At 61.1% G+C, this 18,114-nt stretch carries 19 protein-coding genes and 1 pseudogene; 7 read left to right on the plus strand and 13 right to left on the minus strand.

Annotation, left to right across the window (positions count from 1 at the left end; translation table 11 throughout):
* Positions 1-32 precede the first annotated feature (32 nt).
* The 3 genes from ACA067_RS19855 to ACA067_RS19865 form a co-directional block, all read right to left on the minus strand.
* Positions 33-1,154 carry an NAD(P)/FAD-dependent oxidoreductase gene (locus ACA067_RS19855; protein ID WP_497462811.1) on the minus strand — a complete coding sequence of 374 codons (1,122 nt, stop codon included), beginning with the start codon at positions 1,152-1,154 and terminating at the stop codon, positions 33-35.
* Positions 1,155-1,170: 16 nt separating this feature from the next.
* Positions 1,171-2,484: an MFS transporter gene (locus ACA067_RS19860; RefSeq protein ID WP_497458124.1), complete on the minus strand. Its 1,314-nt coding sequence runs from the start codon at positions 2,482-2,484 to the stop codon at positions 1,171-1,173.
* 280 nt (positions 2,485-2,764) lie between these two features.
* On the minus strand, positions 2,765-3,553 hold the full coding sequence (locus ACA067_RS19865) for an SDR family oxidoreductase (protein ID WP_497458125.1): 789 nt from the start codon (positions 3,551-3,553) through the stop codon (positions 2,765-2,767).
* Between the two features lie 154 nt (positions 3,554-3,707).
* Here ACA067_RS19865 and ACA067_RS19870 point away from each other — a divergent pair, with 154 nt between their 5' ends.
* Positions 3,708-4,874, plus strand: a complete 1,167-nt coding sequence (locus ACA067_RS19870) for an iron-containing alcohol dehydrogenase (RefSeq protein ID WP_497458126.1) — start codon at positions 3,708-3,710, stop codon at positions 4,872-4,874.
* 13 nt (positions 4,875-4,887) lie between these two features.
* Positions 4,888-5,202 carry an NIPSNAP family protein gene (locus ACA067_RS19875; protein WP_497458127.1) on the plus strand — a complete coding sequence of 105 codons (315 nt, stop codon included), beginning with the start codon at positions 4,888-4,890 and terminating at the stop codon, positions 5,200-5,202.
* A gap of 231 nt (positions 5,203-5,433) precedes the next feature.
* On the opposite strand, the gene ACA067_RS19880 is transcribed toward ACA067_RS19875, so the two are convergent.
* Both ACA067_RS19880 and ACA067_RS19885 read right to left on the minus strand, forming a co-directional pair.
* Positions 5,434-6,384 (minus strand): LysR family transcriptional regulator, encoded by a 951-nt coding sequence (locus tag ACA067_RS19880; RefSeq protein ID WP_497458128.1) that lies wholly within the window; start codon positions 6,382-6,384, stop codon positions 5,434-5,436.
* Between the two features lie 76 nt (positions 6,385-6,460).
* Positions 6,461-7,399: a cyclase family protein gene (locus ACA067_RS19885; RefSeq protein WP_497458129.1), complete on the minus strand. Its 939-nt coding sequence runs from the start codon at positions 7,397-7,399 to the stop codon at positions 6,461-6,463.
* 139 nt (positions 7,400-7,538) lie between these two features.
* On the opposite strand from ACA067_RS19885, the pseudogene ACA067_RS19890 reads away from it, so the two are divergent.
* Positions 7,539-8,144: pseudogene (locus ACA067_RS19890) on the plus strand (GlxA family transcriptional regulator); the annotation flags it as partial.
* Positions 8,145-8,387: 243 nt separating this feature from the next.
* Entirely contained in the window at positions 8,388-8,705 is a 318-nt protein-coding gene (locus ACA067_RS19895; protein WP_497458130.1) for a DUF2388 domain-containing protein, read from the plus strand.
* Between the two features lie 69 nt (positions 8,706-8,774).
* On the opposite strand, the gene ACA067_RS19900 is transcribed toward ACA067_RS19895, so the two are convergent.
* Positions 8,775-9,704, minus strand: a complete 930-nt coding sequence (locus tag ACA067_RS19900) for a pyridoxal-phosphate dependent enzyme (protein WP_497458131.1) — start codon at positions 9,702-9,704, stop codon at positions 8,775-8,777.
* A 96-nt stretch (positions 9,705-9,800) separates the two neighbouring features.
* On the minus strand, positions 9,801-10,592 hold the full coding sequence (locus ACA067_RS19905) for an SDR family NAD(P)-dependent oxidoreductase (protein ID WP_497458132.1): 792 nt from the start codon (positions 10,590-10,592) through the stop codon (positions 9,801-9,803).
* A 125-nt stretch (positions 10,593-10,717) separates the two neighbouring features.
* Here ACA067_RS19905 and ACA067_RS19910 point away from each other — a divergent pair, with 125 nt between their 5' ends.
* Positions 10,718-11,665 carry a GlxA family transcriptional regulator gene (locus ACA067_RS19910; protein WP_497458133.1) on the plus strand — a complete coding sequence of 316 codons (948 nt, stop codon included), beginning with the start codon at positions 10,718-10,720 and terminating at the stop codon, positions 11,663-11,665.
* Positions 11,666-11,773: 108 nt separating this feature from the next.
* Positions 11,774-12,433, plus strand: a complete 660-nt coding sequence (locus tag ACA067_RS19915; protein ID WP_497458134.1) for a methyltransferase family protein — start codon at positions 11,774-11,776, stop codon at positions 12,431-12,433.
* Between the two features lie 126 nt (positions 12,434-12,559).
* Here ACA067_RS19915 and ACA067_RS19920 read toward each other — a convergent pair whose 3' ends face one another.
* From ACA067_RS19920 to ACA067_RS19940, 5 genes are all read right to left on the minus strand, one after another.
* Positions 12,560-13,228 (minus strand): HAD-IA family hydrolase, encoded by a 669-nt coding sequence (locus ACA067_RS19920; RefSeq protein WP_497458135.1) that lies wholly within the window; start codon positions 13,226-13,228, stop codon positions 12,560-12,562.
* A gap of 144 nt (positions 13,229-13,372) precedes the next feature.
* Positions 13,373-13,780, minus strand: coding sequence for a response regulator (locus ACA067_RS19925; RefSeq protein ID WP_497458136.1), 408 nt, complete (start codon positions 13,778-13,780; stop codon positions 13,373-13,375).
* A gap of 156 nt (positions 13,781-13,936) precedes the next feature.
* Entirely contained in the window at positions 13,937-14,233 is a 297-nt protein-coding gene (locus tag ACA067_RS19930) for a pentapeptide MXKDX repeat protein (RefSeq protein WP_497458137.1), read from the minus strand.
* A gap of 72 nt (positions 14,234-14,305) precedes the next feature.
* Positions 14,306-15,091 carry a molybdopterin-dependent oxidoreductase gene (locus ACA067_RS19935; RefSeq protein ID WP_497458138.1) on the minus strand — a complete coding sequence of 262 codons (786 nt, stop codon included), beginning with the start codon at positions 15,089-15,091 and terminating at the stop codon, positions 14,306-14,308.
* Positions 15,088-15,696, minus strand: a complete 609-nt coding sequence (locus ACA067_RS19940; RefSeq protein ID WP_497458139.1) for a cytochrome b/b6 domain-containing protein — start codon at positions 15,694-15,696, stop codon at positions 15,088-15,090. Before ACA067_RS19940 ends, ACA067_RS19935 begins: the two co-directional genes overlap by 4 nt.
* Before the next feature lie 254 nt (positions 15,697-15,950).
* On the opposite strand from ACA067_RS19940, the gene ACA067_RS19945 reads away from it, so the two are divergent.
* On the plus strand, positions 15,951-16,889 hold the full coding sequence (locus tag ACA067_RS19945; RefSeq protein WP_497458140.1) for a class I SAM-dependent methyltransferase: 939 nt from the start codon (positions 15,951-15,953) through the stop codon (positions 16,887-16,889).
* 306 nt (positions 16,890-17,195) lie between these two features.
* Here the strand turns inward: ACA067_RS19945 and ACA067_RS19950 are convergent, their stop codons facing one another.
* Positions 17,196-17,888, minus strand: a complete 693-nt coding sequence (locus tag ACA067_RS19950; protein ID WP_497458141.1) for a GNAT family N-acetyltransferase — start codon at positions 17,886-17,888, stop codon at positions 17,196-17,198.
* Positions 17,889-18,114: the final 226 nt, after the last annotated feature.

Consider the following 18,114-nt stretch of genomic DNA (forward strand, 5'->3'; position numbering starts at 1 on the left):
CCCGCATCGACGAACGGCATCGCCGGCGCTGATCATCGGTACGCCCGTTCCCGGCCCAGCGTCGCCAGCACCCGCTCGGCCAATGCCAGGCAACTGGTCAGGCCCGGGGACTCGATACCAAACAGGTTCACCAGGCCCGGCACGCCATGCTCGAGCGGGCCACTGATGATGAAGTCGGCGGTCGGTTCCGACGGACCGCTGATTTTCGGGCGGATGCCGCTGTAGGCCGGTTGCAGGCTGGCATCGGGCAAGGCCGGCCAGTAACGCCGGATCGCCTCGTAGAAGCCATCGGCGCGCTGCGGATCGACGCGGTAATCGACCTGATCGACCCATTGGACGTCCGGCCCGAAGCGTGCCTGCCCACCCAGATCCAGCGTCATGTGCACGCCCAGCCCGGCACTTTCCGGGGCCGGATACACCAGATGCCGGAAGGGTGCCCGGCCGCTGAAACTGAAATAGCTGCCCTTGCACAAGCGGGCGGTGGGAACATGCTGCGATGGCAAGCCTTCAATCCGGCTCGCCAGCTCAGGCGCGGACAATCCGGCGCTATTGATCAACTCGCGACAGCTCAGGGTCATGGGGTGTGCGCCCCCCATCTGCAATTTGAACCCGTGCCCGGTGTAACGGGCTGAGACCAGTGGCGTGTGAAAGGCAATCGAGCTGCCACTGGCTTCGGCGTCTGCCTGCAGCGCCAGCATCAGGGCGTGAGAATCGACAATCCCTGTGGAAGGCGACCAGAGCGCGGCGACACAGGACAACGCCGGCTCAAACTCCCGCGCCTGTCCAGCGTCCAGCCATTGCAAGTCATCGACACCATTGCGCCGCCCCTGCTCCAGCAACTTCTGCAAGGCCGCGCACTGGCTATCATCGGTGGCGACGATCAGCTTGCCGAGGCGCTGATAATCAACCCCGCGTTCGTCGCAAAAGGCGTAGAGGCGTTGCTTGCCCTCCACGCACAACTGCGCCTTGAGGCTGCCGCTCGGGTAATAGATCCCGGCATGGATCACCTCGGAATTGCGCGAACTGATGCCCACGCCAATGCCCTCGCCCGCCTCGACCAGGATCACTTCCCGCCCGCTGCGGGCCAGGGCCCTGGCCACCGCCAGCCCGACCACCCCGGCCCCGACCACCACGCATTCGATATCGACGCTCACCTGCCCTGCGCTCATGTCACGTCAGCCCCCGCTCCCGGTAATCGATCAGGCTGGAGAATATCGCCAGCAACAGGGCCATGACCACGAAGAAAATCAGCACCAGGAAGTACGAACCGGTGAACTGCACGATCAACCCGATCATGATCGGCACGATCACCCCCGCCATGTTGCCGCAGAAGTTCATGGTGCCGGCCAGCACGCCGGTTTTCGAGGTGCCGCCGAGGATCGACGGAATGCACCAGTACATGCCGCACCAGCGAATGAAAAACATCGCCACGCAGAGCAGGCCGATCGCTTTGTCGGCTTCGCTGGCATAGGCCACCGCCAGCATGCACACCGCCGCCACCAGCGCCGAGCCGCTGAACATGCTGCGCATCACCAGGTTGGGCGAGGCGCCGCTGGATTTCCATTTGTCCCCCAGATAACCGCCGACCAGTTCGCCGACGAAGCCGCACATGAAAATCAGGAAGGTCGCACCGCCCATGCTCGAAATGTTCAGGCCGTGGGTCTGGTGCAGGTAGCTCGGCATCCAGGTCAGCAAACCGTAGAACACGCTGAGGATGCAGCAGTAGCCGGCGAACATCGCCAGCACCGAGCGATCTTTCAGCAGTTCCTTGAGCGGGATGCTGGTCACTGCGCCGGGTTGGCTGATGGTGCTATTGCCCTCGGTGATGTGCGCCAGTTCCGCGGCATTAACGCCGGGGTGTTCGCTGGGGTGGTTGCGAATGTATTTCCAGGCCAGCACGCCGGCGAGCATGGTGCCGACTCCGGCGATCACAAAGGCGATACGCCAGGAATCGAACCAGCCGATCAGGCCGGCGATGATGATCGCGCCGAAGGCACTGCCCAGGGGTGCCCCGCCGTCCACCAGCACCGCGCCGCGCCCGCGTTCGTTGGGGGTCAGCCAGGCGCCGTTGAGTTTGGCCCCGGCCGGCATGATCGGCGACTCGGCGATGCCCAGGCCCATGCGGGTGATCAGCAACGTAATCCAGTTGTGCGCACCGGCGGCCAGGGCCTGGAACGCGCCCCAGGCTACCGTCGCGATGACAATCACCCGCCGCGTCTGGAAGCGATCGAGCAGCATGCCGCCGGGAATCTGCATCAAGGCGTAGGACCAGAAAAACGCGCTGAGCATCAACCCTTCCAGCGCCGGCGGGATCTGGAACTCGGCGGAGATCAGCGGCAAGGCCACCGACAGCGAGGCGCGGTCGATGTAGTTGATGGCGGTCAGCAGCAACATGATGAGGAAGATTCGCCAGCGCACGCTGGTGGGACGCTCGGTTGCGGACGCGGCTGCCAACGGCAGGCTTTCGGCACTCGGATTGTTCATGAGGGGCGCTCTTTATTGTTGTGGAGATAAGCGGCCTGATGCCTGTCAGTTAAAACGCAGAACCCGTGGGAGCGAGCTTGCTCGCAATAGTGGTGGGTCATTCAACATGGATGTTGGCTGACAGTCTGCTATCGCGAGCAAGCTCGCTCCCACAAGGATTGCGGTGTTCAGAACCTTGACTGACTGGCGTTAGGCAAGCGGCTCCACTCTAATCACGCGCCCGCTGAGTGAATAATGATGGGATCTGATTGGGGGATGACCAATCTTCATCCCCAAGCGATCAGAACGTACCGGGGTAACTGCCGCCGTCGAGCAACAGGTTTTGCCCGGTGAGGAAGCCTGCGTGGGCGCTGCAGATGAACGCGCAATAGGCGCCGAACTCATCGGGCTGGCCGAAGCGCTGGGCCGGAACATGTTTGCGCCGCTGTTCGCTGATGTTTTCAACGCTGGTGCTATTGGCATCAGCGGCGGCGCTCAGGGTCTTGTGCAAGCGCTCGGTGTCGAACGGCCCCGGCAGCAAGTTGTTGATGGTCACGTTGTTGCCCGCCAGCCGCGACTGCCGCGCGAGCCCGGCGATGAAACCGGTCAGCCCGCTGCGGGCGCCGTTGGACAAACCGAGCACATCGATCGGCGCCTTCACCGCGCCGGAAGTGATATTGACGATGCGCCCGAAACCGCGCTCGGCCATGCCATCGACACAGGCCTTGATCAGCTCGATGGGCGTCAGCATGTTGGCATCCAGCGCCTTCAGCCAGTCCTCGCGCTGCCAGTCGCGGAAGTCGCCCGGCGGCGGGCCGCCGGCGTTATTGACCAGGATGTCGACCTGCGGGCAGGCCGCCAGCACCTGCTCACGCACCGCCGGCTCGCTGATGTCCCCGGCCACCGTGCGCACTTCGATGCCCGGTGCCAGCTGGCGCAATTCGTCTGCCGCCGCCTGCAAGGTGTCGTTGCCCCGGGCGTTGATCACCAGATTGACGCCCTCCTTCGCCAAGGCCCGCGCACAGGCCAGCCCCAGCCCCTTGCTGGCGGCACAGACGATCGCCCAGCGCCCCGTTATTCCCAATTCCATGACCATGCTCCCGACCGTTGTAAAACCTTAAGTTACCACTGCAACCCGGCTCGGCGGGGGATGACAAAGGGTGATCACCGGATCAGACCTTTTCATTATCGGCCGTCTGCGGCGCTTATTAGTGTTTGCGCACCAATAAGAACCGGAGAATCCCATGAACCCGTTCCAGTTTTATTTCCCCACGACCTTGAAGAGCGGCAATGGCCTGGTGCGTCAGGCCGGTGCATTGCTCAAGCCCCATGTGCGCAGAAAACTGCTGGTGGTCACCGATGAAGGGTTGATAGCGTCGGGCGTGTTGGAGGGCTTTTTTGCCTCGCTGGCCGAGAGCGAGATCAGCTACGAAGTGTTTTCCGGCGTCGAGCCCAACCCCACCACCGACGTGCTGGAGCGCGCCGTGGCGTTCCTGAAAAACCATGATTGCGATTCGGTGATCGGCGTCGGAGGCGGCAGCAGCATCGACACCGCCAAGGGTGTCGCGGCGATGGCCACCAACCCCGGCAGCATCCTCGACTACGAAGGCTACGACAAACTGCTGCAGCCGCCGCTGCCGATCTTTGCCATCCCGACCACCTCCGGTACCGGCAGCGAATGTACCGCGTCCACGGTGTTCACCAACACCAGGACCCTGTTCAAGACGGTGATCGTCAGCCCGAGGCTGTTCCCCAAGCTGGCGATTCTCGATGCCGAACTGACCCTGAAGTTGCCGCCATCGATCACCGCCGCCACGGGCATGGACGCCCTGACCCATGCCGTTGAATCCTACGTCTCGAAACAGGCCAACCCGGTCAGCCAGGCCCTGGCCCTGCAAGCGATCAAGATGATCTGCACGCACCTGCCGAAAGCGTTTTTCAGCGGCAGCGATTTGCACGCCCGGGAACAGATGCTGCTCGGATCCTTCCTGGCCGGGGTGGCGTTCGCCCAATCGAAACTGGGCAACGTGCATGCCATCTCCCACACCTTCGGCGGCGTGTTCAACATTCCCCATGGCATCGCCAACGCCACGCTGTTGCCCTACGTCATCGAATACAACCTGGCGGCCTGCCCCGAGCTGTTTCGCGAGATCGCCATCGCCATGGGCGAAGACGTCAACGGCCTGAGCCCGGCCCGCGCCGGGCACAAAGTGGTCGAGCACGTGGTGGCGCTGAACAAGGCGATCGGCATCCCCGACAACATCAAGGACCTGGGCGTGGACCTCGACTATATGCCGCAAATGGTCAGCGACTCCATGCGCAGTGGCAACGTGCTGGTCAACCCGCGACTGACCACCGCCGCCGACATCGAACGGATCATCGGCAACGCCTTCCACGGCATTCATTCCTGAGAGAAAAAATCCCATGTTTTACGAAATGCGCACCTACACGATTCAGATCGGCAAGATGCAGACCTACCTCAAACACTTCGACGAAAACGGCCTGCCGGTCATCTCCCGCTACGCCACCCTGGTGGGCTGGTGGTACACGGAAATCGGCGAGCTGAACCAGGTGATTCATATCTGGGCCTACGAGAGCCTGGATGAACGGATCAAGAAACGCGCCGCGCTGTATCAGGATCCGGACTGGCTGGAGGGCTTCGTGCCGATCGCATTCCCGATGCTGGAGAAGATGGAATCGAAGCTGCTGATTCCAGCCGAGTTCTCGCCGATCAAATAACCCCCCCTGCCGTCGGATCCACACAAAGCCCCTGTAGGAGCTGCCGCAGGCTGCGATCTTTTGATCTTGGCTGCCTTCAAGAACAGCAAAAATCAAGATCAAAAGATCGCAGCCTGCGGCAGCTCCTACAAAGGCAGATTCCAGGCGTCTGTTAAATCCCAAGGACAACCCCATGTGCGACCCCGTTGAAGATCGTTGGCGGCACGGGGGCACCGGTGAACCCGATCGTGATCAAGTAATCAGGTCCTGCTGCAGTTCGTTGATCAGCAGGGCCGCCGCCGGAGACAGGTCGGCGCCGGCCCGGCTGATCACGCCATAGGGTTCGATCAAGGCGCGCATCGACACCGGCAGTTTTACCAGCAGCTCGAATTGCTCGCAGAATTCGGCGACTTCCACCGGGATCACCGCCAGCAAGGTCGGGTCCTGCTGCACCAACAGAATGGTGGCGAAGGTCGACGAAGTTTCCAGCGGATACCGCGGCACTTCCAGCCCCGCCTCGTTCAGTTCACACTCCAGGGCCTGGCGCATCGGCATGTCCTTGGGGTAGACCACCCAGCGGTAATCGCTCAACTGCGACAGCTGCAACGACTCGGCACTGGCCAGCGGGTGCTGCTGGCTGGCGACCACCGCCAAGGGTTCTTCGGTCAGTTCGATGCAGTCGTAAGTGTCCGAGCGCTGGCCGACGCTGGCGCGACAAATGGCCAGGTCCAGCCGTCCCTGGTCCAGCAAGCCGAGCAAGGTGGCGCTGGTGTTTTCTACCAGCTCTATGGACAGCTGCGGCTGCTTGAGCCGCAACTCGGTCAAGGCCCGCGTCAGCAGCGGCACCGCGCCCATGATCACCCCCACCGACAGCCGCCCGCCCTGGCCTTGCATGATGCTCAGCATTTCTTCGCGCAGGTGCGCCACATCGCTGTAGATCAACCGCGCGTAACGAATCATGCAGCGGCCCATTTCATTGGCGACCAGACCTTTGGGCTGGCGTTCGAACAGCGGCGTGCCGATCATCGACTCGACCTCGTGCAAGGCCTTGGTGGCGCCGGACTGGGAAATCGAGATGTGCTCGGCGGCCTTGTGCAGGGAGCCGCGATCATCCAGCGCGATCAGCAGGCGCAGTTGTTTGAGGCGCAGGCGTGCAGCGATGCTGCAAAGGGAAGGAACCCTATCCGTGTGTTCTCGTTTCATAGGACAAACCAACGACAAAAACGGGCCCGGCGATGAGTGTTCATCCCCGGGCCCGTTGCGGGTGAAAGGTGGGTCTTTAGCGAATCGCCACCGGGTTGATATTGACCTGGGTCGAGCCCTTGTACAGCGGCTGCCCCAGCACGAACATGAACTCCCAGGCCTTGTCCCGCACCAGCGCGCGGCTATCGATCAACTCAAGGTTGTAGATGCCGTTTTTAGCCAGCATGAACTGATTGACCGGAAACTCCTGGCCGTCTGTGCCCGGGTAGATTTCCGAGGCCCAGGTATCACCGCCGAACGCGACGATTTGCTTGTCCGCCAGCCACTTGGCCGCCGCCATGCCGATGCCCGGTTCCACGGCGAGGAATTTCTCGTTGTCCTTGCCCAGCAGCTCCAGCCAACCGGTGTTGAACAGCACCACATCGCCCTTCTGGATGGTGATGCCTTGCAGGTCCAGGGCCTTCTGGATGTCGGCGACGCTGAACTCGGTTTTCTCCGGCACGATGGCGCTGCCGTACACCGCGGTCATGTCCAGCACGACGCCACGGGTGACGATCGGCGGGACTTTCTCGATGCCGAGTTTCTGCACCCCTTCCACGGTCACGAAGTCGGCGGCGCGGTTGCCGTTGTAATAGACGTTGTCGATGCCGATGTGGCCGATGCCGTTGAGTTGGGTGCCGACCCCGGTCCAGCCCACCACCAGTTCATCGTTGAAGGTGAACTTGTTCGGCCCCATGGTGGTGCCGCCGGCTTCACCAGGCTGGATGTTGGTCAGGTGAAAACTGCGATGTCGGAAGGCCGGCAGGTTTTTATCGATGGGCACGGCCAACGGGTAGGTCTTGCCGGTCTTGATCAGTTTCGCGGCGTTGAGCACCGACTCGGCGTTCAACAGATTCAGCGCGCCGATTTCATCCTGGGCGCCGTATTTCGATGGATACCATTTTTCCGTGTCCGCGGCGTGGGCGGCGTTGAGGGTGAACAACAGGGCGAACGGCAGTACCAATCGGTTGAGCATGGGAAGGTCCTTGTCTGGTTGCAATGAACCCAAGGTACGCAGCCCTGCTGTGGGGAAACAGACAGGTAAGGGCAATACAATTGTTCTGGATTGTCACGAGTGGCCCCTGTGGGGTGGCACTTGTGGGAGCGAGCCTGCTCGCGCCATGGCCGAACGCGGCTTGCCGGGATACCAACGACACACGGCGAGCCTCGCCGGCGGCTTGATCCAGACGGCGGAAGGCCTTGCTCTCGACACGTTGGCCTTGAGCGATTTCGCCGATCAGCCGATCGACACGCTGATCGTGCCCGGCGCACCGAACATTCGCCAGGCCATGAATGAATCTGTGGAACTGGTCGCCTGGCTGCAAGCCGCTTCGGCCAAAGCCCGGCGCACCGCCTCGGTGTGCAGCGGCGCCTTCCTGCTGGCTCAGGCGGGCCTGCTCGACGGTCGACGCGCCGCCACCCACTGGCTGCTGTGCGACATGCTCAAGCAGGGTTTTCCGTTGGTTGAAGTCGACAGCGATGCCATCTTCATCCAGCAAGGTTCGGTGTGGACGTCGGCGGGCGTCAGTGCCGGCATCGATCTGGCGTTGGCCCTGGTGGAAGCCGACTGCGGGCGTGAAGTAGCGCTGGAAGTGGCCCGGGAGTTGGTGGTGTGCCTCAAGCGCCCCGGCGGCCAGGCCCAGTACAGCCAACTGCTGCAAGCGCAAACCGGGGACGGGGCCGCCTTCGACGACCTGCACCTGTGGATCGCGCAGAATCTGAGCGTCTCGCTGCGGGATTATCGAAAGCGGTTTTCGCGGTGAGTTGATGTGAAGATCAAAAGATCGCAGCCTGCGGCAGCGGAAAACACAATGCAAACCCGGGCCTGCGGCGAGGCGAAACTGGCAGATCCGCGGTTATTGGTCGAAGTGATTGTGTGTGCGGCAAGGAACTCCTGAGCACCGTCAGGCATCCTAAGTTATGTAGCACTTCCTTTACACTTCATGCTTTCGGAGGACTCCGTCATGCGCCGTCTGTTTCTCATCTCTTCGCTAGTGCTTTGCTTGCCCGTCGGTTCGGCCCTGGCCGATGTGGATGCAGGCGATGTCGCCACTTCGGCGGGTCTTTCCGCGTCCCTGTATTCGACCTTCAAGGATGACAAAATGATGATTCCCGCCCGGGATGACGCCTCCAGCTTCGTCGCCAGTGGCGGTACGATTCGTGGGGTTTACCTGGAGTCGGTATTGCAGCAGGTGCGTCAGAATAATCCTGGCCTGAAGGCAAGCGATGAAGACCTGGCCCGAGCCATCCTGGTTCAGGAAGGCAGGACTGCCGGTCAATGAACGCTGAAAAAGTAGCGGTGGGGCTTGTGACACCTGGATAGCGTTTCCGGCCCTGCCCTCGCTGTCTCGCTACTTTTCGCTCGCGGTGGACAAGCGCGCCCAGCCGGCCACCATCTGTGCACTGATACTCACCCCGCCACACACCACGATCACTACGTCCCGGGCGCCGGCAATTGCCAGATGGTCCAGGTAGCCGATCGCCAACGAAACCCCGCACGCCGGTTCGACCAACTGTCGCAAGTCATTGGCATAACGCACTACGCCCATGATCGCCTCGTCATCGCTGAGCACCACGCATTCATGAGCAAAATCGAGGATATGCTGCACCGGCCAGGCGGCTACCTGAGCCGCGCCGAGCGATGTCGCGACCGTATCGATTCGCGGCAATCTGACGGGGTGCCCGGCAGCCAGCGCCGCTGAGAATGAAGCAGCGCCCCGGGTCTCGCAGGCGACGATCCGGCAGTCCATGCGGCCATGGCGAATCAAGCCGGTGAGGATCCCCGCCAGCAAGCCACCGCCTCCGACCGACGTCACCAGGGTATCGACCTGAGGACAGTCCTCGAGGATTTCATCGATCATGGTGCTGTGCCCCTCCCACAACACCGGATGATCAAAGGCCGGCACGTACTCGGTGTGCGCGCCCTGGGACAGTTCCATGGCCTTTTGATTGGCATCGTCCCAGACCTTGCCATGCACGATCACCTCGGCACCGGTCTTGCGGATTCTGGCGCGGGTGGCTTCCGGGGTGGTATGCGGCACCACGATGCAGGCTTTCAGGCCCAGGCTGGCAGCGGCAACGGCGGTGGCGAAACCGGCATTGCCACCGGAAGGGCAAACGACTTTGCGCTTGCCCTGCGCCTTTGCCTGGGTACACAACAGACCCATGCCGCGCAGTTTGAACGAACCGCTGGGTTGCAGGTTTTCCAGCTTGAGCCAGATGCGCCGGGTCGGGGTCGACAGGCCTGGGTGCAGAATCAAGGGCGTTCTGATGTGAAGCATGGTGGCTCCCTTTGGCAGGACAGCGGCTCGTCGAACGGCTCAACGAACCGTGGGTGAACGGTCCTTACCCAAGCGTAGTCCACCCTGCCCCCCGTCTCAGCGATAACGCGGCGCTGCCGTGGAATTGCCGAACAACCCGGACAGGGTTTGGCGCTGTGTTTCGTAACGATCCCACTGCTCGCCGTCATGCAGACCGGGGATGGTCACCACCTCGCCTTGTGCCAGGCCAACCAGCGCGGCGTCGACCATGTCCTCGGCGGACATCACGATCTCTTGCGGCAGGTTTTCCACCGGATTGCCGGCCTCGCTCCAGAAGTCGGTGGCCGTGGCGCCGGGCAATACCGCCTGGATGCGCAGGCCTTTGTCGGCCAGTTCGTGGTGCATCGATTGGCTCAGACTCAGGACGAACGCCTTGGTCCCGCCGTACACGCCATTGAGGATCTGCGGGGCGATGGCGACGATCGAGGCGATGTTGATCACGGTCCCGGTGCCGCGGGCGACGAAGCCTGGCACCACCGCATAAGCCAGACGCATCAACGCGGTGACATTGAGGGCAATCATGTCTTCCATGTCGTCCACGGGACTTCCCAGCAAGGGCATGACGCCGCCGACCCCGGCATTGTTGACCAGCATAGTGATGCTCGCGTCGCGGCGCAGAATCTCTTCGACCCGCAGCAGGTCGGCTTTGTCTTTCAAATCGGCGGCGACCACTTCCACGGCGCGCCCGGTTTCGTTGCTCAGGTGGTTGGCCAGGGCGTTCAATCTGCTACGGCTGCGGGCGACCAGAATCAGGTCGTAACCTTGCCGGGCGAGACGTTCGGCGTAGACCGCGCCTATGCCCGAAGAGGCGCCAGTGATCAGTGCGGTGCCTTTGGATGAGAGGGCCATGTCGATTTTCCTTCACAGTGAGACGATACGTTCGCCGGGTGAGATCAGTTATAAATTGACTGCCGTGCGTCGCAAATGACGTTTAACATACGTTTTTGGGACATGACCTTTTTGAGGACCTCTCGATGACTTCCGTGGCGTTTGTAGTGTTTGACGGCTTCCAGTCCATGGCGCTGGCGGCCATGCCGGTGTTCGAGTACGCCAACTTCAGCGCCGGCGAAGCGCTCTATGACGTCAGCGTGCTGTCCGAGGATGGCCGCACTTTGCGCGCTTCCGGTGGCCTGAGTGTCGGCACCGAGGCGTTCGGCGAGCGAGTGTTTGATACGGTAATCGTGGTAGGCGGCGATGCCATCCTCCAGCAGGCGCCCGAGGGAGTGCTGAACTACCTGCGCGCCAGCGTCAAGACCGCACGCCGCACCGCATCGATCTGCTCCGGCGCCTTTGTCCTGGCCCAGGCCGGCTTGCTGGACGGTCGGCGGGCGACCACGCATTGGGCGTATGCGCGAGAGCTGCAAGCGCGGTTCCCGTCGATCAAGGTGGAAGAAGACCGCATCTACGTCATCGACGGCTCGATCTGGACGTCCGCCGGAATGACCGCTGGCATCGACCTGGCGCTGGCCATGGTCGAAAAGGACCACGGTGCCGAACTGGCCCGTTCCGTGGCACAGAAACTGGTGATGTACCACCGCCGCGCGGGAGGCCAGTCGCAGCACTCGGCGCTGCTGGAGCTGGAACCGAAATCGGACCGCATCCAGAGCGTTCTCGGCTATGCCCGGGAACACCTTGCCGAGGCTTTATCGGTGGAACAACTGGCGGACGTGGCGCGCCTCAGTCCGCGACAATTCAGCCGGGCCTTTCGCGCCGAGACCGGCCAGTCGCCGGCCAAGGCCATCGAGAACCTGCGCCTGGAAGCGGCTCGACAGTTGCTGGAGCGTGGACGGCTGAATCTCGATCAGATCGCCGTCGAGACCGGCTTCAGTGACCGTCGGCGCATGCGCGAAGCCTTCCTCAGGGCGTTCGGCCAGCCGCCACAGGTGATTCGGCGCAACGCCCGGACTGACAACGCTGCGTAGGAGCTGCCGCAGGCTGCGATCTTTTGACTTTGCTTTTCAAAAACAAGATCAAAAGATCGCAGCCTGCGGCAGCTCCTACACTGTCGTATGTCCCTTGGGAGGTCAGTCATGAAAATCTCGGCCAGGCTGGCGTTTTTCGCCATCGTCGTCACCCTCGCCTATCTCGGGCTCGCGGTGTGGGGGATGGGCGGATTTGCGGCGTTTTTTTCCCATGCGCCGCTGGTGGTCATTGTGCTTGCAACGCTGGTGATGGCGATCGCCTCGCTGTTTACCGAGGTCAACCTGAGCTCCGGCGAACGTGAGGACCGGGCCAATCGCTGGGTGCTTCCGGCCTTCGGGGTGATCGGAGTATTGAGCGGTTTTTTGCCGGCCTACACGGACCGGATCGATTTCTGGACCTTCGGTGGCGAGGGCGTTCGCTGGCTCGGCGTCCTGCTATTCATCATCGGCGGCGCACTGCGGCTGTGGCCGGTGTTTGTGCTGGGCAAACGCTTCAGTGGGCTGGTAGCGATCCAGCCGGGGCATAGCCTGGTCACCGACGGGATCTATCGCCACCTGCGTAACCCCAGTTACCTCGGGATGATGATCACTGCCGTGGGCTGGGCGCTGGCGTTTCGTTCCGGTGTCGGCCTGTTGCTGGCCGCGCTGACAATGATCCCGCTGATTGCGCGGATCCGTGCTGAAGAAGCGCTGTTGAGGGCGCAGTTTGGCCGTGAATACGAGGCTTATTGCAGCCGTAGCTGGCGGTTGATTCCCGGGATTTACTAATGTCGATCACGAAGTTGTGAACAACATCAATCAAATGTGGGAGCGGGCTTGCTCGCGAAGAGGCCGTCAAATCCAACATTGATGTCGACTGATCGTCCGCCTTCGCGAGCAAGCCCGCTCCCACAGTTAGATTGTGTGAAGGCGGAGCTGGCCGTCGGAATCCACGACTGTGGTCACCCTGTCATAGCTGACCAGCGTCGCATGCACAGTCTCGATCGGATGAACATGGGTCGACGTCATGACGACAAGATCCGCCCCCGCTGCCTCGGCCGCGAGAATCCCCACCGCGGCATCCTCGAAAATCAGGCAATCGGTCACCTCGACACCCAGCCGCCTGGCAGCCAGTCGATAACCCGCAGGATCGGGTTTGCCCGCACTGACGTCTTCGGCAGTAACCATCACCTCGGGTTCCGCAATCCCCGCCGCCGCCATCCGCCGCAGCGCCAGTGCCTTGGGTGCAGAGGTAACGATGGCCCATTGGTTGGCCGGCAAGGACTTCAGGAAGTTCGCCGCGCTGGCTACCTCGACAATGCCCTCGACATCCTCGATTTCCGCCTCAGTGATAAACGCCGCTTCAGCCTCGGCATCCACCCCGGACAGCGCCAGACGATTGATGGTGTCGATGGCGCGGGCGCCATGGATGGTCGGCAGGAAGGACTCGACATCGACCCCATGGCGCAAGGCCCAGGCGGTCCAGATCCGCTCGGCGGCGGCGATGGAGTTGAGGACGGTGCCATCCATGTCGAATAGAAAGGCGCGGTACGGGGTGTTGAAGACGGAGTTGTGAGCGGGCAAAGGGCGACTTCCTTTCGCAAGGGTCAGACGGGAATTTCAGGCAATGTACACCACCCCGTGTAGGAGCTGCCGCAGGCTGCGATCTTTTGATCTTCGCTTTTAAAAACACAAGCAAGATCAAAAGATCGCAGCCTGCGGCAGCTCCTACAGGGTCCTGCGTGAATCCAAGGCACTTTGCACACAATCGAGCAATTGCCCGAGCGCCCAGGGTTTCTTGATGAACGAAACCGAGTGCCTCACTCCGGAGGATTCCGGGGTTTCAAAGCCGGACATGATCATGATCGGCTTGTCCGGCCAGCGGTCACCGAACTGGTTGGCCAGATCCGCGCCATTGAGCTTGCCTGGCATGGTGATGTCCGTCAGCAATAGCCGGACTTCATTAAAATGTCCTTCCAGATAGGCTGATGCGGCATCGGCACTGGCCTGTGGCTGGACCACAAACCCTTCCTCCTGAAGAATTTCGCAGAGAAACTCCAGGATCAACGGGTCGTCCTCAACCACAAGAATCAATCCGCCAGGAAGCGATTCGCCCGCCTTCGATACTGGACTCATGACTATGCCACTCCCTGATTACGTAAATGATTTCGCGGCCTGAAATCCGCTGCTTACAGGTATGAGCAGCGGACACCGAGGAAATTCATTTTTGATACAGGCAACGACAAAATCGAGGGCCCTACAAGCGGTAGCCCGTGAGTAACAGGGTTCGAATTACTGTGCCATCTCGTCCTTCTTCATGGCGTCCTTGGACATGGCATCTTTTTTCATGGCGTCTTTGCTCATGGAATCCTTGGACATAGCGTCTTTCTTCATCGCGTCCTTACTCATGGCGTCCTTTTTCATCGTGTCTTTGTGCATCGTGTCTTTGTGCATGGCGTCCTTGGACATCGAGTCCTTGCTCATGTTGTCGTTGCTCATGCCGTTATTGGTTGTCGCGTCGGCAGCAAACACGCTGGCAGCGCCCATGGCCAGGCACATCGACAGTACTGCTGTGGTTAACACTTTCATGATGAAACTCCTTTGAATCACAGGTTGCGAATGAACGCAGCGTGAGCTGCGCAATAAAACTGCCGGGCGCCGTCAGCTGCCACCGAACCAGTTGTAGCCCTGATCTTCCCAGTAGCCGCCGCTGTAGGTGTTGCTGACGAAAATCGCCTGAATGTGTTTGGGGTTTTTGTAGCCCAGCTTGGTGGGCATGCGCAGCTTCATCGGGAAGCCGTACTCGCGAGGCAATACCGCGCCGTCGTAGGTCAGCGCCAACAGGGTTTGCGCATGCAGCGCGGTGGCCATGTCGATGCTGGTGTAATAATCGTCTGCGCATTTGAAGCCGACATATCTGGCATCGGTGTCGGCACCGACCCGTTTCAGGAAATCGCTGAACCGCACGCCGCCCCAGCGCCCGATCGCGCTCCAGCCTTCGACGCAAATGTGTCGGGTGATCTGCTCGGTCTGCGCCATGGCGCGCAGCTCTTCAAGGCGCCAGCTGCGCTTGTCGGCGACCAGCCCGGTCACTTCCAGGCGATAACCCTCTTCCTCCACCGTCGGTGCCTCATCGATGCCGTAGAAGGCATTGAAGGGAAACGGCCGGGTGATCATCGACTCGGGATAGGTGGGCGCCATTGCGTTGGGGTTGAACAGCCAGCCCTGCACCCGATCGTTGAACCGGGACATGGACGACAGGGCGGTCTCGACGCTGTCGTTGTCGGTCAGGTTGCAGCCGGACAACATGGCCACGCTGCCGAGGGTCAGGCCGCGCAGCAGGAAGGTGCGACGGGAACGATCCTCGATTTGCGGTGCAATGATTTTTCGGGCGTCGGTCAGGATGGACGACTCGTCCAGCCCCGAGCCTTCAATGCGCTTTGTCATACGGGCTCCTTGCGACCGACAATCATGGCCCACAACGTTTTTGGAACCAGCGCGACCATCAGCAGATGCACCGCGACGAATGCCACCAACAACGCCATCGCAATGAAATGCACATGCCGCGCGCCTTCGTAACCGCCCAGCAACTCACGCAGGAGCGGGAATTGCACGGACTTCCACAGCACCAGCCCGGAGATCACCAGCAGCACGATGTCGGCCATCACGAACAGGTACGCCACCCGTTGCACCTGGTTGTAATGACTCGGGTCGGCATGCCCCAACCGCCCGCGCAATGCGGCCCACAGGTCATGCAGGACACCTTGGGGCGAGACGGGGAAAAAGCGCCGTTTCAGACGACCACTGAAGAGGTTGATGATCAGGTAGACAAGACCGTTGATGGCGAGAAACCACATCGCCGCGAAGTGCCATTGCAACGCACCGCCGAGCCAGCCGCCCAGGGTGATCGAAGCGGGAAAACTGAAATCGTAAAGCGGCGACGCGTTATAGATCCGCCAGCCGCTGGTGACCATGACCAGCACCGCCAGCGCATTGAGCCAATGGGTCAGGCGTAGCCAACGAGGATGGGATGAAGCAGGTAGCGACGACATGATGCGTTCCCGGCGGTTGATCGTTGACGCCGAGTATGTGAGCCTACAGATCGCCAAATCCTCACGTAAAGTTAAATTAATCGTGATAACTCCCGGGGCTGACCTCGCCTGATTTCCCCTGGCATCGCCATCATCAGACTTGGACGTCGCTTGGCGGTCAGCTATTCGGCGGACGGGTAAAACCGTCCGTTGTTGATTCGTTGGGGAGCATTTGTGTTTAAAATGCCGCCCCAACCTGTTGCCGACCCTGCCCGATGAACTCTGACGCGCTCTCCATCCTCCACGATCATTTGCTCAAAGCCCTGGCAGCCGCCCCGGAAGAAACCCGCCGGCTGTTCCACGGCCGTGGTCGTTGCTGGCCGGGGCTGGAGCAATTGACGGTGGACTGGTTGCAGGGTGTGGTGCTGGTGTCGCTGTTCAAAGAGCCTGAAGCGGCGCAACTGGAGGCGTTGAAACAGCGGCTGCTGCAAATCACTCGGTCGCCTGAGTGGGCGACCTCCGGTGCGCACACCTTGGCGCTGCAACATCGTTACCTGCTGCAAAGCACCACCGAGTGGCTGCTCGGGGAGGCGATCGAGGACATGACCATCACCGAGGGCGGCCTGCGTTATCGCGTCGACCTTGGGCGCAAACAGAACACCGGCCTGTTCCTCGACATGCGCTACGGCCGCGACTGGGTGCGGGCCAATGCCCAGGGCAAGCGCGTGTTGAATCTGTTCGCCTACACCTGCGGCTTCTCGGTGGCAGCCATCGAAGGCGGCGCGACCCATGTGGTCAACCTGGACATGTCCAGCCCGGCGCTGAGCCGTGGCCGTGACAATCACCGACTGAACGGACATGACCTGGGCAAGGTGACGTTTCTGGGCCACGACCTGTTCAAGTCCTGGGGCAAGGTGATCGGCAAGGGGCCGTACGACCTGGTGATCATCGATCCGCCTTCCTTTCAGAAAGGCAGTTTTTTGCTGACCAAGGACTACCAGCGGGTGTTGCGCCGGCTGCCGGAACTGCTCGGTCCGCAGGGTACGGTGCTGGCCTGCATGAACGACCCGGCGTTCGGCGCGGATTTCCTGATCGAGGGCGTGATGCGTGAAGCGCCGAGCCTGCGGTTCGAGCAACGGCTGGAGAATCCGCCGGAGTTTCCGGATGCGGATGTCGAGTGCGGGTTGAAGGCGTTGGTGTTCAGGCTAGCCTAGCTGAAGATCATGCGACTAGTGGTACTTGAGTGGAAAACTCCACCTTTCTACGATAATTATGCGCAGCCGCTTGTTTGCTCAAGCCGTTGCGTAAGTGGTGAGTGCACTGAACCCCTATCAAGCTCACCACTTGCTTCATGCGCATCTTGAGCCTCAAGGGCTCTTCTTCCTCCCCATCAAGAGCGTTGAGGCTCTTTTTTAACGGTACGAAACCCAGACAAGAAAATGCCCGGCAATTGACCGGGCTTTGTACGTCTAATCGAATTCTATCCAATTGCCAACACAGATTTGCCTGGAAGGATGGTGTTAACGCCCCTCTTCCCCCAAACGCTCGCGCACACACTCATGCGCCTTGCGCGCCATCTGGTCCAAGTGCCGATCCCGCTGCTTTTCCGCATCGAGCATCGCCCGCTTGCCGTGTTTTTGCAGCAGATAGGTATGAATCTGCCGCACCTCCAGCGAGCTGTAGATCGAGGCCACATCCAACAGCCCCATCAAGCCTTCACTGCCATGGTCGCGGGTGTTCATCAGCACCTGAGTTCCGCGCACGCCCACAACCTGAAAGCCCATCGACTCGAAATAAGGCACCTTGGCCACAGCGCAGGTCAGTTCGGCATGGGGATAACGGCCGACCATTTCCCGCACCATCCGCCGGGCAATGCCTTGGCGCCGATAACCGGCCTGCACCGCCATGTATGCCACGCCGCACGCCTCGGGATCGTCCTTGACCGGCAGGTACAGCAAAAAGCCGACAACTTTTTCCGGGTCGTCATCGTCGGTCGCGACCAGCAACTCCACGGCAATCCCTTTCGCCCCGTTCAAAGCCTCCAGATAGAGATGAACCTCATAGCCGATCGCGTACTGATAGAGGTTGTACAACAGGTTGCTCGGCGGAATCGCGACCATGCTGATGTCGGTCAGGTAGTCGACGACCATCTGCAGGATCTGGCTGTTGACCGGTTCTGGGCATGGGGCTTGGTAATGGGTGATCTGGGGCATTGCAGGGGCTGACTCCGGGGGCGGATGTGAAGCGTTGATCGCGGGGCTGCCTATCATAACGTGCCAAGGCGGGTTACTCGCTAAAGTACTCAGCGCGACGCAATGATCGTTCCCACGCTCTGCATTACCAGTGTCCCGTCATGTTTCACAGTTCAAGGCTGCGGTTATGAATGGACACTAGTGACGAAGAGCGTGAGAACGATCAGAAAGGCCGACGGTTCTGAGG

This window comes from Pseudomonas sp. LBUM1674 (genome assembly GCF_059695635.1).